Consider the following 16173-nt stretch of genomic DNA (forward strand, 5'->3'; position numbering starts at 1 on the left):
ACGCTACTTTTTATCGCGCTTCGCTGGTTTGACAACAGTGGTCTTGCGGATGCCGTCCTTGGCCGCCTTGCCGGCCTTGGCCGTCTTGCCTTCCTTGCCGCCCCCGTCGCGCTTCTCGAACACCGCAAAGTACTCCGAAGCCAACTTGCGCAACGAGCGCCCGATGTTCGCGTAGTCGTACTCGTTGAGGTTGGCCAGCGACACGCGCCCCGACGCATGCTTGCCGCCGAAGCCGCGCCCCGGCAACAGCACGATGCTGGTCTCCTCGGCGATGCGGAACAGCGCCTCGTTCGGCTGGAGCTGGGTCACGATCCATCGGCCGAACTGCTCGCCGTGCATCTGCGTGGCGATCTCCTGCAGGTCGAGCAGGTGGTAGTAGCTCACCGAGTTCGGGTCGGCCTGCAGCGGCAGGCCGAGCTCGCGGTACAGCGCCTCCTTGCGGCGCGCGACGATGCGCTTCATCGACTTCTTGTACGCCTCGGGCTCGTCCATCAAGCAGAACAGCGAGAACATCACCATCTGCGCCTGCACCGGCGTCGACAGGCCCGCCGTGTGGTTCAGCGCGACGGTGCGGCTGTCGGCCACCAGGCGGTCGATGAACTTCAGCTTGCGCGGCTCGGTGGTGATGGAGCTGTAGCGCGCGTCGAGCTCCAGCAGCTTGGCCTCGGGCAGCGCCGCGATCTGGCGGTCGAGGATGTTGTCCTCGTGCGTGGCCACCACGCCCATGCGCCAGCCCGTGGCGCCGAAGTACTTGGAGAACGAATACACCAGGATGGTGTTGCGTGGGCACACCGCGAACAGCGACAGGAAGTTGTCCGCGAAGGTGCCGTACACGTCGTCCGTGAGGATGATGAGGTCGGGCCGCTGCTTCACGATGTCGGCGATGTAGCCCAGCACCTCGTCGCTGATCTTCACCGAGGGCGGGTTGCTCGGGTTGCACAAGAAGAAGGCCTTGACCTTCGGGTCGAGCAGCTTCTGCAGCTCCTTCTTCGTGAACTGCCAGTTGTTCTCGGGCGGCGCGTCGATCAGCGCCTCGATCAATTGGTAGTCGTTGAGGTGCGGGATCTCGATGTACGGCGTGAAGATCGGCATGCCCAGCGCAATGGTGTCGCCGGGCTGCAGCAGGTGGTTCTCGCGCAGGCTGTTGAACAGGTAGGTCATGGCGGCCGTGCCGCCTTCCACCGCATACATGTCGAACTTGCCCACGAAGGGGTGCGTGCCGATCATTTCCTTGTGGATGTACTGGCCCACGATGATCTCGCTCAGGCGCAGCATGCGGTCGGGCACGGGGTAGTTGCAGCCCAGGATGGCCTCGCACATCTCGTAGATGAAGTCGCCCGCCGACAGGCCGAGCTGGTCGCGCACGTACGACACGGCGGCTTCGATGAAGCGCACGCCGGGCTCGCCCTCATGCGACTTGGTGAAGATCTCGAAGCGCGCCTCGATGCCCTCGCGCTGCGGGAAGCCGCCCACGCCGTCCATGTAGATGTAGGAGCGCTCGCTCTCCGTCATGGCGAACAGGCCGAACTGGAAGAAGCCGTGCCGCGGCGTGGTCGCCAGAAAGTTCGGGTTGCCGCGCCCCGCGTTGAGCATCAGGCGGTCGCTCTGTCGGGCCACCTGGATCAGTGCGTCCTTCAGTTCGAAAGGGCTCAGGCCGCCGAGTTTTTTCACGTCGCCGAAATCCATTGGATGCTCCTGGGTTGAAAAAGAGAAAGCAAAAACGAGAACGAAAAGAACAGGGAAGGACAGCAGTCAACACGCTGCGATGCGGGTTGCACGCACCGCGCGCCGCATTCAGACGAGCGCCACGATCAGCGGGCCGAGCAGCGTGAGGAACACGTTGGCCAGCGCATAGGTGATGGCGAAGGGCACGGTGGGAATGGCGTTCTCGGCCTTGTCGAGCACTTCGCCGAAGGCCGGGTTGGCGCTGCGCGAACCGCTCAGCGCTCCCGCGAAGATGGCCGTGTTGCCGTAGCGCAGCACGTAGCGCCCGAACAGCATGGTCAGCAGCATCGGCACGATGGTCACCACCACGCCCACGCCGAAGATGGTCAGCCCCAGCTGCTTGATGGTCTGCACCGCCTGCAGGCCCGACGACAGGCCCACCACCACCACGAAGCCGGCCAGGCCCAGGTCTTTGAGCAGCTGCACCGCGCTCGGCGGCAGCGCGCCGAAGGTCTGGCGCCTGGCGCGGTACCAGCCGAACAGCAGGCCCGACAGCAGCGCGCCGCCGCCGGCGCCCAGCGTGAGCGGGATGTTGCCGAGCTTCACGCTCAGGAGGCCGACCAGCAGGCCCACCACCAGCCCCGCGCCGAGGTAGACGAAGTCCGTCTTCGCGCTCGGCACGATCACATCGCCGACGATGGCGGCCACGCGCTTCACGTCCTGCTCGGCGCCGAAGATCGACACCATGTCGCCCGTCTGCACCACGGTGTCGGGGCGCATCGGCAGCACCTGGCCCATGCGGCTGATCTGCACCACGAAGATGCCGTGGCGCACGCCGCCGGCGGTGGCCTGGCGGATCTCGTCGACGGTCTTGCGGTCGAACTGCTTGTTGGTCAGCACGATCTCGCGCTTCTGCATGGTCAGCTCCATGCCCTCGACCGCGTAGACCTCCTTGCCCAGCAGCGGCGCGCTGGCCACCACCGCGTCGCGCCGGCCGACGGCCAGCACGATGTCGCCCTGGCGCAGCTGCAGCTCGGGGCTCACCTCGATGAACTTGCCGTCGCGCTTCACGCGCTCGATGGTGATGGTGGTGGCCGGGTTGGCGTTCTCGATGCCGGCCACCGTGCGCTTCGGGTCGGCCACGAGTTCGTAGATGCGGCCCACCAGCGAGGGCGCCGCTTCTTCCTGGTCGGGCCCCAGCACCTTCACGCCGGCCTGCATGGCCGTCTCGGCCGCAATGGCGTCGTCGCGGATGGTGCGGCCCATGAACTTGGGCAGGATGTTGACGCACACGATGATCGCGCCGAACGAGCCGAACACATAGGTCACCGCGTAGCCGATGGCCACGTTGGCCTGCAGCCGCGCGGTCTCGGCCGCCTCGAGCCCGAGCTTGCCGATGGCGTCGCCCGCCGTGCCGATGATGGCCGACTGCGTGAGCCCGCCGGCCGCCACGCCCGCCGCCAGGCCCTTGTCCAGGCCGCACAGCTTGGCCATGATCACCACGGTCGCCAGGCCGGTGATGGCCATCACCGCGGCCAGGACAATCTCCTTGACCGACTGCTTGCCCAGCGAGCTGAAGAACTGCGGTCCGCTCTCGAAGCCCACCGCATAGATGAACAGCGCGAACAGCACCGCCTTCACGCCCGCGTCCACCTGCACGCCCACCTGGCTCACCAGCACCGCCACCAGCAGCGAGCCGGCCACGCCGCCGAGCTGGAACTTGCCGAACTTGATCTTGCCGATCCAGTAGCCCACCGCCAGCGAGAGAAAGAGCGCCATCTCCGGCGATTTCTTGAAGAGTTCGTGCAGCCATTCCATGGGTCGAGGTCCTTTCAGGTTCAGCTTGCTTGCAGATTCATTTCGCGCCGTGCGCCACCAGCCCGGCCAGCGCCACGATGAGCGGGCCCATCAGCGGCAGCACCACGTTCGAGATGGCATAGGTGATCGTGTAGCCCAGCAGCGGCGTGGCGTTGCCCGCGGCGTTCTGCACCGCGCTGAGCGCGGGCGTGCTGCATTGCTGGCCCGCGATGGCGCCCAGCAGCACGGGAGCTTCCAGCTTGAGCAGCCGGTGCCCCACGAACAGCGAAATGGTCGCCGGCACCACCGCGATGGCCACGCCCACCAGTGGCAGGGCAATGCCGAATTTCTTGACGAGCGACAGCGCCTGCGGGCCCGAGGCCAGCCCCACGCACGCAATGAAGGTGGCCAGGCCCAGGTCCTTCATGAGCGCGAGCGCCTCGGGCGGCACGCTCAGGCGGTGCGGGTTCTTCGACTGGTACCAGCCGAAGAGCAGCCCCGTGACCAGCGCGCCGCCGCCGGTGCCCAGCGAGAATGGAATGCCGCCGAGCTTCACGCTGAAGCTGCCGATGAACACGCCCAGCAGGATGCCCGCCGCCGCGTAGCTGATGTTGCTGTGCGTGGAGGCCACCACGCGGTCGCCGATGAGCGGCAGCGCGCGGGCCACGTCGAGCACCGGGCCGTAGAGCTTGAGCACGTCGCCGCGCTGCAGCGTCATGTCGTGCAGCAGCGGCATGGGGTTGCCGTCGCGCGCCAGCCCGACGATCTGCACGCCGGGGGGCAGCGGCGTGCCAAGGTCATGCAGCTCGTGCAGTTCGTACAGCTTGCGGTTGAACCACTCGCGCCGGTTGACCACCACCTCGGTGGTCTCGACCACGGCATCGAAGGCGCTGGTGTTGGCGAACTCGCGGCCCAGCAACTCGGCCACGTTCACCAGCACGCTGCGCCGCCCGATGGCCAGCACTTCGTCGAAGGCCTGCAGCCGCAGCGTGGGTGCCACGGCCAGGCTCTGCCCGCGCCGCATCACCCGCTCGATGCTGGCGTGGCCGCCGAAGATCGCGGTGAGTTCGCCCACCGTGCGGCCCCGGCCCACCGTGACCAGGAACACGCGCCCGACCATCTCGGGCGTGGCGCTGGCCGCGTCCAGCGATTCGCCGCCGCCGCCCATCGTCTTCCAGAGCCGGTCGGCCTCCGCGCGCAGGTCGACGCGCAGCAGCAGCGGAAACACCTGGCTGGTGACGATGACGATCGCGATCAGCCCGAACACGTAGGTGATCGAGTAGGCCGTGACCACGTTGGCTTGCAATTGCCGGATGTCCGCCAGCGGCAGCGCGAGCTTGGAAATGGCGTCGGTCGCCGTGCCCACCACCGCCGATTCGGTGGCCGCGCCGGCCATCAGGCCCGCCGCCGTGCCCTGGTCGAGCGAAAGAAAAACAGTGGCGGCCAGCACCAATGCCAGCACCACCACCACTTCCACCAGGCAAAGCAGGCCGAGCCGCAATCCCTTGGCGTCGAGGTTGGCAAAGAATTGCGGGCCGCCGGCGTAGCCGAGCGCAAAGATGAAAAGCATGAAGAAAACGTTCTTCACGCTGTCGTCCAGCCGGATGCCGAGCTGGCCGACGACCAGCGCGGCAATCAGCGTGCCGCAGATGCCGCCGAGCTGCACCGGCCCGAAGCGGATCTGCCCCACCGCATAGCCGACCGCCAGCACGAGGAACAGTGCAATTTCGGGCTGGCGCCCCAGGACTTCGGCTATCGCTGAGATCACCAGGCCATTTCCTCCGCTGCGCGGTTGTTGTTGCTTATTTCTTCTTAATTAGAGAGAACTTTTTTCTAAGTTGCTCGATTTCCAATTATTCGAATTGTTTCTTACGATAAATCAACATTTAAAATAATTGTGAAAACATGCAAAGGGAGGTGGGCATGAAGCTCATTTTGCAAACGATATTCGTATTGAATCAATTTCAATTAGGCGGTTTGTCTTATAGGCAGGCGCTGGTTCCGCAATGAACCGCCGCGTCACCATCCAGACCCCGCTGGGCGAGGCGTTGCAGTTTCGCCAGCTGGTGGGGCGTGAAGCGCTCAGCCAGCTCTACGCGTTCGACATCGAACTGCTGGGCAACAGCAACGCGCTCGACCCCAAGGCGCTGCTGGGCAAGGCCGCGACCGTGGCGGTGGAAACCGAAGGCGGCGTGCGCCACCTGGGCGGCATTGCCACGCGCTTCGGGCTGCAGCAGGAAGACGCGCGCCACTCGTTCTACCGGCTGCGCCTGCGCCCCTGGCTGTGGCTGGCCACGCGGCGCAGCGACTTCCGCATCTTCCAGGCGAAGAGCGTGCCCGACATCCTCACGGAGGTGCTCGCCACCTATGGCTACCCCGTGGAGAAGAAGCTCACGCGCGCCGACTACCGCCGCTGGGACTACTGCGTGCAGTACCACGAGAGCGACTTCGACTTCGTCGCGCGGCTGTGCGAGCTCGAGGGCATCTACTTCTACTTCCGGCACGAGGCCGCGCAGCACGTGCTGGTGTTCGCCGACGACATCGCCGGCTCGCACAGCCCGCTGCCGGGCGGCGAAGAGGTGCGCTACCACCCGCTGGAGAAGTCGGGCATGGCCGGCGGCCCTGGCCAGCGCGAGCGCATCTACGCGTGGGAGACCGCGGAGGACGTGCGCCCGGGCCATCACTACAACGACGACTACGACTTCGAGAAGCCCAAGGCCGAGCTCTCGCACCTGCGGCAGATGCCGCCGGGGCACGACCACGACAGCCACGAGCAGTACGAATGGCCCGGCGGCTTCACGCAGCACGGCGACGGCGAGACCTATGCGCGCATCCGCAACGAAGAGCAGCTGAGCCAGCGCAGCCGCGTCACCGGCCGCTCGAACCTGCGCGAGCTGGCCACCGGCCACACGCTGCGCCTGACCGGCCATCCGCGCGCCGACCAGAACCAGCAGTACCTGCTGGTAGGCGTGAGCTACCACCTGCAGGAGACCCTGCAGGCCAGCGAGGGCAAGGAAGGCACCGAGGGCTCGGTGCAGCGCTTCGCCTTCGACGCGCAGGCCACCAGCTACCCCTGGCGCCCCGCGCGCACCACGGCCAGGCCGCGCACGCGCGGGCCGCAGACGGCGATGGTGGTGGGGCCGCAGGGCGAGCAGATCTGGACCGACCAGTACGGCCGCATCAAGGTGCAGTTCCACTGGGACCGGCTGGGGCAGGACAACGAGAACTCCAGCTGCTGGGTGCGCGTGTCGACCGCCTGGGCGGGCTCGACCTTCGGCATGACGTCGGTGCCGCGCATCGGCATGGAGGTGATCGTCGACTTTCTCAACGGCGACCCCGACTACCCGATCGTCACGGGCTGCGTGCACAACGCCGACACCATGCCGGCCTGGGAGCTGCCGGGGCAGAAGCACCTGTCGGGCATCCGGAGCCGCGAGCTCGGCGGCGGGCGCAGCAACCACCTGGTGCTGGACGACACGCAAGGCAAGATCCAGGCGCAGCTGCGCAGCGACCACCAGGCCAGCCAGCTGAGCGTGGGCCACATCGGGCGCATCGAGGACACCGCGGGGCGCCAGGAGCCGCGCGGCCAGGGCTTCGAGCTGCGCACCGACGGCCACGGCGCGCTGCGCGCCGCCAAGGGCCTGCTGGTGACCACCGAGCCGCGCGCCAACGCGCAGGCGCACACCACCGACATGGGCGAGACGGTGGCGCGGCTCACGCAGGCCAGGGACCTGCACGAGGGCCTGAGCGAAGCGGCGCAGGCAGCCAAGGCGCACGAAGCGGGCGACCAGGACGAAGTCACGCAAGGCCTAAAGGAGCAGAACGACGCCATCAAGGGCCAGGGCGGCGGCAACAGCGCGCAGGGCGAGTTCCCGGAGCTCCAGGAGCCGCACCTGGTGCTGGCGAGCAAGGCGGGCATCCAGAGCGCCGCGCAGGGCTCCACGCACATTGCGAGCAACGAGCACAACGCGATCACCAGCGGCGGCCACACCAGCGTGAGCGCGGGCAAGAGCTTCCTGGTGAGCGCGAAGAACGCGGTGCGGATGTTCGCGCACAAGGCCGGCATGAAGCTGGTGGCGGCGAGCGCCGACATCGACATCTCGGCGCTGAAGGACAGCGTGAACGTGCTGGCCAAGCTCAACATCACGCAGACGGCCAACAAGATCACCATCAGCGCGAAAGAAGAGGTGGTGATCAACGGCGGCTCCAGCTACAGCCGCTGGAATTCGGGCGGCATCGAGCACGGCACCTCGGGCACCTGGCGCGAGCATGCGTCGGTGCACAGCCTGGTCGGTCCGGCCAGCGAGGGCAAGCCGTCGCTGCCCAACCCCACGCCGCTGCCGCGCGGCCAGCTCGACCTGTACCACCAGTACATCAAGCAGAGCGGCGAGAAGCGCCAGGGCGTGGCGCAGGGCGACTACACCGTGGTCGACTCCGAAGGCGGCACGCACGCCGGCACGCTCGACCGCAACGGCTTCGCCAGCGTGGCGGGCCTGCCCATCGGCACGGCCAAGGTCACCTTCGGCAAGGACCCGCGCGACCCGTGGGACGAAGGCAGCTACTTCGGCACGCCGGACGAGTGGAAGGCCAAGGGTGCGACCGCGGGCGGGGGTGGCGAGAGCGGCAGCGGCGTCTCAGGCATCGGCGCCGAGGGTGGCATGGGCAGCGCGCTGGGCGCCGTCGGCACGGGCGCGATGAACGGCGCGCAGGGCCTGCTCGCGGGCGGCGGCAACGCGCTCGGCGCGGCCGGTGCGCTGGCCGGCGTCGCCGGCCTGAGCAGCAAGGCCGCCGGCGCGATCGGCCAGGTGACGCAGGCCGCCGGCGTGGCGCAGCAGGCGGTGAGCGCCGCGCAGGCCGTTCAGCAAGGCGGCGCCAAGGCGCTGCTCGGCCAGGCCAGCCAGGCGGCGAGCGGCATGGCGATACAGGCCGCGGGCGCGAAGCTGGGGCCGATGGGGGTGCCGATCACCGGCGTGATGAGCGGTGCGGTGAATGGCGGGATGAATGGTGTGGTGAACGGCGCCGTCAATGGCGCGGTGGGTGGGGCCGCAGGCGCCCTGAAGCCGGGCGTGTCCACGGTGGCCGGCAACGCGCTGCCGGCCGGGCGCACGCCGGGCTTCATGGGTTGAGCGGCCGATGTCTTCGCAAGTCATCATCCTCGCGCACGACCTCTGGCGCAAAGGCGCCGGCGGCGCGCCGGCCGGGCTGGCGGGGCAGGCCGACAGCTTCGCCTACGCCGGCCTGGACCTCGGCCTGGCGCAGTTCGCGGGCTCGAGCTTCAACGGCAGCAGCTTCACCGCCGTCAATTTCAAGCAGGCCGGCTGGAGCGCGTGCCGGTTCACGGGCTGCAGCTTCACGCAGTGCGACTTCGAAGCCATGGCCATCACCGGCTGCACCTTCGTCAACTGCAGCTTCGCGCAATCGAACTTCGACCGCAGCCAGCTGAGCCACACGAGTTTTCGCCAGTGCCACTGGGACAGCCTGAGCTTCGCGCGCGGGCAGTGGTCGAGCGTGGAGGTGCTGGACTGCAGCGGCACGGTGGTCACGGGGGAGGGGCTGCAGGGCCATTGCGTGGATTTCACCGGAAGCACCTTCGAGCGGCTCGAGTTCCGCAACGCACAGATCAACTGAACCGACCGAATCGTTTGAATCGACTGGACGAGACCCGCCGAACGGCGGGCTGAATTCGCAGAGACCGCGCAGCAGCGCAAGAAAGACCTACAAGAATGTCAGGGACGCAAGGACCGCCGCAACAGCCGGCACCGGCCGCGGAGGAGCGCGAACCGCAGACGGCGGTGGCGCCGTTGAACACCATCGTGAAGGAAGACGTCGCCGCCGCGAGCAAGGCGGTGGACGACTGGCTGCGCGCGTTCTCGGGTGGCTACGTCACGCTGGAGCGGCTGACGATGGTGCTGGGCAGCATCCCCATCGTCGGCAACATCATGGCGCTGGTGGATGTGTTCCTGGACATCATCAACATCGTCGAGAAGAAGGCGAAGGACGGCATCGAGACCTTCCTGCTGTGGGTGAGCCTGGGCATCAACCTGATCGGGCTGATCCCGTTGCCGCCCAGCATGGCGGCGGCGCGCATGAGCCTGAGGCCCACGCTGCACCTGGTGAAGCAGGAGCTGAGAAACGCCGCCTCCAACCTCGGCGAGGCCGTCGTCACCATCCTGGTGGGGCACCTGAACGCGACCATTGCCGGCGAGCTCGAGACCTTCATCGACGGCGCCATCGCGAAGCTCGGCGAGATGCTGCAGAGCTGCGCCAAGCTGGCCGACGACGTGGTCGACAACCTGGTCGACGTGCTGCGGCGCGTGCTGGGCCAGAAGGACATGTTCGACACCGGCACCCCCGCCGCCGCCGAGACCAACGTGCACGACCCCAAGACCCAGAGCACCTGGAGCCGGCTGTGGGGCAGCGCCGTGAAGTACACGAAGGAGTCGGCCAACTACGTGGCCAAGGCCGCGTCGAACCGGCTGCCGCCGAGCCTGGCGGGCCGCGTCAACGAGGTGATCGAGAGCCTGCTGAACTTCAAGGTCTCGTTCCGCGCCACGCTCGGGCGGCTCGCGAGCCAGGAAGAGCAGGCCAGCATCCGGTGGCTGCTGAACAAGCTGAAGGCGGCGCTGCTGCGCAAGAAGGGCCAGCGCGGCGCCATCGTGCCGCCGAGCACCGGCGCGGTGGCCGACAAGGACAAGCCGGGCGCCCAGCTCGAGCACATCAACAAGCAGGCGCCGGCGCAGAACACGGCCGGCTGCAAGAACTGCCCGGCGCCCGCGCGCGTGGGCGGCTCCATCAGCCTGGCAACGGGTTGCGAGAGCTTCATGCACCTGGACTTCGTGCTGGCGGCGCCGTTGCCCATCGAGTGGGCGCGCAGCTACAGCAGCCAGCTCGACGCGTACGACCGCGGCAGCCTCGGTGCACGCTGGATCACGCCCTACAGCGCGCGCGTGGACATCGTCACGCCGGCCAAGGGCGCACGCCAGGGCCAGCCGAGCCTGGTGTACCGCGCGGGCGACGGCCGCGAACATGCGTACCCCGTGCTGGCCGTGGGCCAGGTCTGGCGCGACGCCATCGAGGCGGTGACGCTCACCCGCCTGAGCGAGACCCTGCTGGCGCTGGACTTCGGCAAGCCGCTGCCCGCTGGCGAGCAGGCCGAGTGGCGCGAGGTCTACGAGCGCGTCGAAGGCCGGCCGCACTACCGGCTCGTGGCCCAGCAGGCCAGGGACGGCATGAGCATCGGCCTGCGCTACGACCACGTGATCGCCTCGACCGGCGAGCAGGTGTTGAGCGACGTGATCAGCAAGCAGGGCGAGCTGACCGTCGCGCACGTGGGCACGCTGCCCGATGCGCAGACCGGCCTGATCAAGTCGCTGTGGGAGCTGAAGGACGGCCAGGTGGTGCGCCAGCTTGCGGCCTACACGCACGATGCCGAGCGCGACCTCGTGGCCGCGCAGGACGAAGACGGCGCGAGCTGGAGCTACACCTACGCGCACCACCTCGTCACGCGCTACACCGACCGCACCGGCCGCGGCATGAACCTGCAGTACGACGGCACGGGCGCAGACGCGAAGGCGGTGCGCGAGTGGACCGACGACGGCAGCTTCGCGCTCACGCTGGAGTGGGACCGCAACATCCGCCTGACCTACGTGACCGATGCGCTGGGCGGGGAGACCTGGTTCTACTACGACATCCAGGGCTACACCTACCGCGTCATTCACCCGGACAAGCTGCAGGAATGGTTCTTCCGCGACGACGCGAAGAACCTCACCCGCCACGTGCATGCGGACGGCAGCACCGACGACTACAGCTACGACGCCGACGGCAACCTGCAGATGCACACGCGCGCCGACGGCAGCCGCGTGCATTTCGAGTACGACAGGCTGAACCGCATGACGGGCCTGCGCGACGCCGAAGGCAACATCTGGAAGCGCGACCACGACGCGCAGGGCCACGTCACCGAAGAGACCGACCCGCTGGGTCACAAGACCGAATATGCGTACGACAAGGCCGGCCGGCCCGTGTGCATCACCGATGCCAAGGGCGGCACGAAGCTGCTCAGCTACACGCCCGCCGGCCAGCTCGCCAGCTACACCGACTGCTCGGGCAAGACCAGCCGCTGGGCATACGACAGCCGCGGCCGGCTGACCAAGACCATCGATGCCGCGGGGCAGGCCACGCGCTACCGCTACACCCCCACTGGCGAGGCTGCTTCGGGCAGCGAAGCCAATCACCCGGGCCGGCTCGAAGAGGTCTCGCTGCCGGACCAGACCCGTGAACACTTCGCGCACGACGCCGAAGGGCGCCTGCTCGCCCACACCGATGCATTGGGCCGGCGCACCCGCTACAGCTACAACCGCGCCGGCCTGGTGGCCGGCCGCACCGACGCCGCGGGCCGGACGCTGGGCTACCACTGGGACTTGCTGGGCCGACTGAGCGAACTGCGCAACGAGAACGGCAGCCGCTACAACTTCCGCTACGACCCGGCGGGCCGGCTGCTGGAAGAAACCGGCTTCGACAGGCAAAGCAGGCAATACCTCTACGAGGAGGCCTCCGGCGCGCTGGCGCGGGTCGTGGAGGCCGGCGCGCACACCACGTTCTTTCACTTCGACCCCATGGGGCGGCTCGTCGAGCGCAATGCCGGCCAGGGGCAGGCCGAGCGTTTCGCCTTCGATCGCAACGGCCGGTTGATAGCAGCCGCCAACGGCGACGCCAAGCTGCAGTGGTTCTACGACCCCGCGGGCAACCTCACGCGCGAGCACCAGCACCACCTGGCCCGTTCGCAAACGGCCGTGTGGCAGCACCGCTACGACGAGCTCAACCGGCGCATTGCCACGGTTCGCCCCGACGGCCACGTGACCCAGTGGCTCACCTACGGCTCGGGCCACGTGCACGGACTGCTCGTCGACGGACAGGACATCCTGGGCTTCGAGCGCGACGATCTTCATCGCGAGGTCGGCCGCGCGCAGGGCAACGGGCTGGACCAGCGCCTGCGCTACGACCCTGTCGGCAGGCTGCTGGAGCAGCACATCTCGAACGCCAAGGCGGGTACCGCCGGGGCGGCCAGGACAGCCGGTACAGCCGATGCGCTGAGCCTTCGCCGCAGCTACGGCTACGACAAGGCCGGCCAGCTGACCGCCATCGGCGACACCCGGCGCGGCAACCTGAGCTACCGGTACGACCCCGTCGGCCGCCTGCTCGAGGCCAACGGCCGCCTGGGCCGCGAGACCTTCGCCTTCGACCCCGCGGGCAACATCGCCGACGCAACCGGCAACGACAGCCGCTCGGGCCTGCATGCCGTGAACCGGCTGCTCGACAACCTGCTGAAGGAATACGCGGGCACCACCTACCGCTACGACCAGCGCGGGAACATGACCGAGCGCGTGAGGAACGGAAAGAAGACCGCGTTCGAGTGGGACGGCTTCAACCGCATGACCGCCGCCACCAGCGAAGAGGGCAGCACCCGCTTCAGCTACGACCCGCTGGGGCGGCGCATTGCCAAGCGCTCGCGCGACGCCATGACGCTGTTCGGCTGGGACGGCGACACGCTCGCGTTCGAGAGCACGCAGAGCATGGCGGGCGACAGCGAGCGGCAAGGCCGCGGCTCGAGCGTCCACTACATCCACGAGCCCGATTCGTTCGTGCCGCTGGTGCAGATCAGGCAGGCCAAAGCCATTGCGCTGAGCGCGAGCACCGACGTGAAGGCGCTGATGGAAGCCAACGGCGGGCGGTACGACATCGCGCAAGACCCGCTGTGGAACGGCGAGCAACTGCCCGCGCCGGCCGGCTTCGCGAAGGAAGAGATTGCCTTCTACCAGTGCGACCACATCGGCACGCCGCAGGAACTGACGGACCACAACGGCCAGGTGGCCTGGTCGGCGCAGTACAAGGCGTGGGGCGAGGCGAAGGAGGTCATCAGCGAGGCCGGAAGAAGGGCCGGCTTTGCCAACCCGATCCGCTTCCAGGGCCAGTACCTGGACGACGAGACGGGGCTGCACTACAACCGGCATCGCTACTACGACCCGCAGGCCGGCCGCTTCGTCAGCAGCGACCCGCTGGGCCTGGGCGGGGGCATCAACACGCACGCGTACGTGCCCAACCCCGTGGCGTGGGTCGACCCGCTGGGCCTGCAGGCCGCGCCGGCGTGCAAGAAGCCCAAGAGCGGACGCTTTGCCACGTCGGACGGCGCGGCCAAGGCGGCGGTGATGCGCTACAACGACAAGTCCATCCGCGACAACGTGGAGTACGGGGGACTGGTCTACAGGACGCCCGACGGCAAGTACGACTACACCAAGGCGACCCGGGGCGAGAAGGACACCGTCAATCCCTGGGATCCGTCGTCCCCGAGCATTCCGAAGTGCGCGCAGGAAGTGGCCTATTGGCACACCCACGGCGACCACTCCGACCGGAACGGAAACCGCACCACGCGGGCCAAGGACTACTACGCGAGCAACGACTTCTCTCCGGAAGACAAGACGGCCGCCAAGACAGGAATGAAACATGATGATCCCGACTACCGGGCCTATCTCGGCACGCCGAGCGACGGCTACAAGGGCTACAGCCCGCAGACCAATCAAACCTACAGGCTCTAGGGGCCTGATCATTGCCATAGCGCTGGGAATCTGTATGAACCTCAATGCCTCTGCCGCGCCGATCTTCGAGGTCGAGTCGCCGGACCAACTGCTGCTGAACACGCCGGTGGTCGTTGCCCTGAACCACGCGTACAGGCTGTTCGCGGCGACCGGCCAGGACCTGAACAACTTCAACGTTCACATCGCCGAGCGCAAGAAGGAAAACGGCGAAGACGAGAGCGGCGTCAACACCATCGGCATCGCGTTCTCGGCCAAGCTGCCGCCGGGCCAGAAGGGGATCGGCAACGCCAGCAAGCTGGGGCGATCGGTGCTGTACATCGCCTCCATGACGTCGGGCGAGATCCTCAGGGAACAGGGAAGCCGCTAGCGGCCGAGGCCGGCATCGGTCGAGCGAGACCGTGGGACGGCCTGTGACGGCCTGTGACGGCCTTTTTGCCGACTGGCCTTGCCGGTCGAGATGCCATTCATCCGAACAACAAACCAACCGACAGATTTCCTGCACATGAAGACCACCAGGACCACCAGGACCGCCAGGGCCATCACGACCGCCTGCATCGCCGCTTCGCTCGTGGCCGCCGCTTCGCTCTGCGCCGCGCAGCAGGAAACGAAGACCACGCTCACCAAGCTCCACCAGAGCTACGAGAAGCAGGGCCGGCGTGCGCACGGCATGCCCGAGTACGGCAAGCGCGTGCAGTTCGCGGCGGTGGTCGTCGAGGCGTCCGACTCCTTCGGCGGCAGCGCGGTGATCCGCGCCGCCGACGTGCGCGGCAACGAGGAACTGGCCCGGCTGACCCCGGCGGACGATGCGCAGAACCGGAAGATGGGCGAGATGCGCAGCGGTGCGAAGTTCACCGCGAGCTGCGAGGTCGGCTTTGCGATGGGGTCGGCGTATTTGACGATGAAGGACTGCGTGATCAGGCCTTGATCCGGTCCTGACGATCGACCGCGTCCACGACAGGGCAACGCAACGGAGCGAGGGAGAAGAGATGGCAGGCAACGAAGGAGCGCAACAGCAGGGGCAAGGCCAAGGCCAGGGCCAGCAGCCGGCGCAGCGCGAACCGCAGACAGCGGTGGCGCCGCTGAACACCATCGTGAAGGAAGACGTCGCCGCCGCGAGCAAGGCGGTGGACGACTGGCTGCGCGCGTTCTCGGGCGGTTACGTCACGCTGGAGCGGCTGACGATGGTGCTGGGCAGCATCCCGATCGTCGGCAACATCATGGCGCTGGTGGATGTGTTCCTGGACATCATCAACATCGTCGAGAAGAAGGCGAAGGACGGCATCGAGACCTTCCTGCTGTGGGTGAGCCTGGGCATCAACCTGATCGGGCTGATCCCGTTGCCGCCGAGCATGGCGGCGGCGCGCATGAGCCTGCGGCCCACGCTGCACCTGGTGAAGCAGGAGCTGAGGACGGCGGCCTCCAACCTGAGTGAGACCATCGTCGTGGTGCTGGTCGGCCACCTGAACGCGACCATCATGGGCGAGCTCGACAAGTTCATCGACGGTGCGATCGCCAAGCTCGACGGCATCCTCAAGAGCTGTGCCGACCTGGCAGACAAGATCATCGACAACCTCGTTGACGTGCTCCGCCGGGTGCTGGGGCAGAAGGACCTTTTCACCGTTGCCACGGCGGCCGTCGCCGAAGCCAACGTGCACGACCCCAAGACCCAGAGCACATGGCGCCGAATGTGGGGCAGCGCGGTGAAGTACACCAAGCAGTCGGCGAACTACGTGGCCAAGGCGGCCGCCGGCCAGTTGCCTGCGGGCGTCGCCGGCAAGGTCGACGGCGTCATCTCTCAGCTGCTGGACTTCAAGCGCCTGTTGCGCAGCCAGTTGTCGGCGCTGGCCAACAAGGAGTCGCAGGCCAGCATCATGTGGCTGCTGCACAAGCTCAGGGACGCGCTGCTTCGCAAGAGGAACAAGCATGTGGCGATCGTGCCGCCGACGACGGGTGCCAAGGCGCAGGAGGTCAAGCCGCCCGCGCCGATGGAGCACATCGCCAGGCAGGCACCGGCACAGGGCACCGGTGGCTGCAAGAACTGCCCCGCGCCGGCGCGCAAGGGCGCGTCGATCAGCCTCGCGACCGGCAACGAGAGCTTCATGCACACCGACTTCGTGCTGGC

8 protein-coding genes and 1 pseudogene are annotated in these 16173 nt (G+C 67.6%); 6 read left to right on the forward strand and 3 right to left on the reverse strand.

Annotated elements, in window-relative coordinates; all coding sequences use genetic code 11:
- Positions 1 to 3 precede the first annotated feature (3 nt).
- The 3 genes from BM004_RS35845 to aspT (BM004_RS35855) form a co-directional block, all read right to left on the reverse strand.
- Positions 4 to 1686, reverse strand: coding sequence for a bifunctional aspartate transaminase/aspartate 4-decarboxylase (locus BM004_RS35845; protein ID WP_093131802.1), 1683 nt, complete (start codon positions 1684 to 1686; stop codon positions 4 to 6).
- 108 nt (positions 1687 to 1794) lie between these two features.
- The gene (gene aspT, locus BM004_RS35850) at positions 1795 to 3483 is read right to left on the reverse strand and encodes an aspartate-alanine antiporter (protein WP_093220868.1); all 1689 of its coding nucleotides are present in this window, start codon (positions 3481 to 3483) and stop codon (positions 1795 to 1797) included.
- 37 nt (positions 3484 to 3520) lie between these two features.
- Complete coding sequence (aspT, locus tag BM004_RS35855; RefSeq protein ID WP_093220871.1) at positions 3521 to 5230, reverse strand: aspartate-alanine antiporter; 1710 nt, start codon at positions 5228 to 5230, stop codon at positions 3521 to 3523.
- A gap of 238 nt (positions 5231 to 5468) precedes the next feature.
- Here aspT (BM004_RS35855) and BM004_RS35860 point away from each other — a divergent pair, with 238 nt between their 5' ends.
- The 6 genes and pseudogenes from BM004_RS35860 to BM004_RS35885 all read left to right on the forward strand — a co-directional run.
- On the forward strand, positions 5469 to 8588 hold the full coding sequence (locus BM004_RS35860) for a type VI secretion system Vgr family protein (protein WP_093220873.1): 3120 nt from the start codon (positions 5469 to 5471) through the stop codon (positions 8586 to 8588).
- A 7-nt stretch (positions 8589 to 8595) separates the two neighbouring features.
- The gene (locus BM004_RS35865) at positions 8596 to 9090 is read left to right on the forward strand and encodes a pentapeptide repeat-containing protein (protein WP_093220877.1); all 495 of its coding nucleotides are present in this window, start codon (positions 8596 to 8598) and stop codon (positions 9088 to 9090) included.
- Between the two features lie 95 nt (positions 9091 to 9185).
- Entirely contained in the window at positions 9186 to 14051 is a 4866-nt protein-coding gene (locus BM004_RS35870) for an RHS repeat-associated core domain-containing protein (protein WP_093220880.1), read from the forward strand.
- Positions 14052 to 14085: 34 nt separating this feature from the next.
- Positions 14086 to 14418, forward strand: coding sequence for a hypothetical protein (locus BM004_RS35875; RefSeq protein ID WP_093131813.1), 333 nt, complete (start codon positions 14086 to 14088; stop codon positions 14416 to 14418).
- 135 nt (positions 14419 to 14553) lie between these two features.
- Positions 14554 to 14976 carry a hypothetical protein gene (locus tag BM004_RS35880; RefSeq protein ID WP_093220882.1) on the forward strand — a complete coding sequence of 141 codons (423 nt, stop codon included), beginning with the start codon at positions 14554 to 14556 and terminating at the stop codon, positions 14974 to 14976.
- Positions 14977 to 15037: 61 nt separating this feature from the next.
- Positions 15038 to 16173 (forward strand): annotated as a pseudogene (locus BM004_RS35885) (type IV secretion protein Rhs); the annotation flags it as partial.

Source organism: Variovorax sp. OK212 (assembly GCF_900112425.1).
Classification (GTDB): domain Bacteria; phylum Pseudomonadota; class Gammaproteobacteria; order Burkholderiales; family Burkholderiaceae_C; genus Variovorax.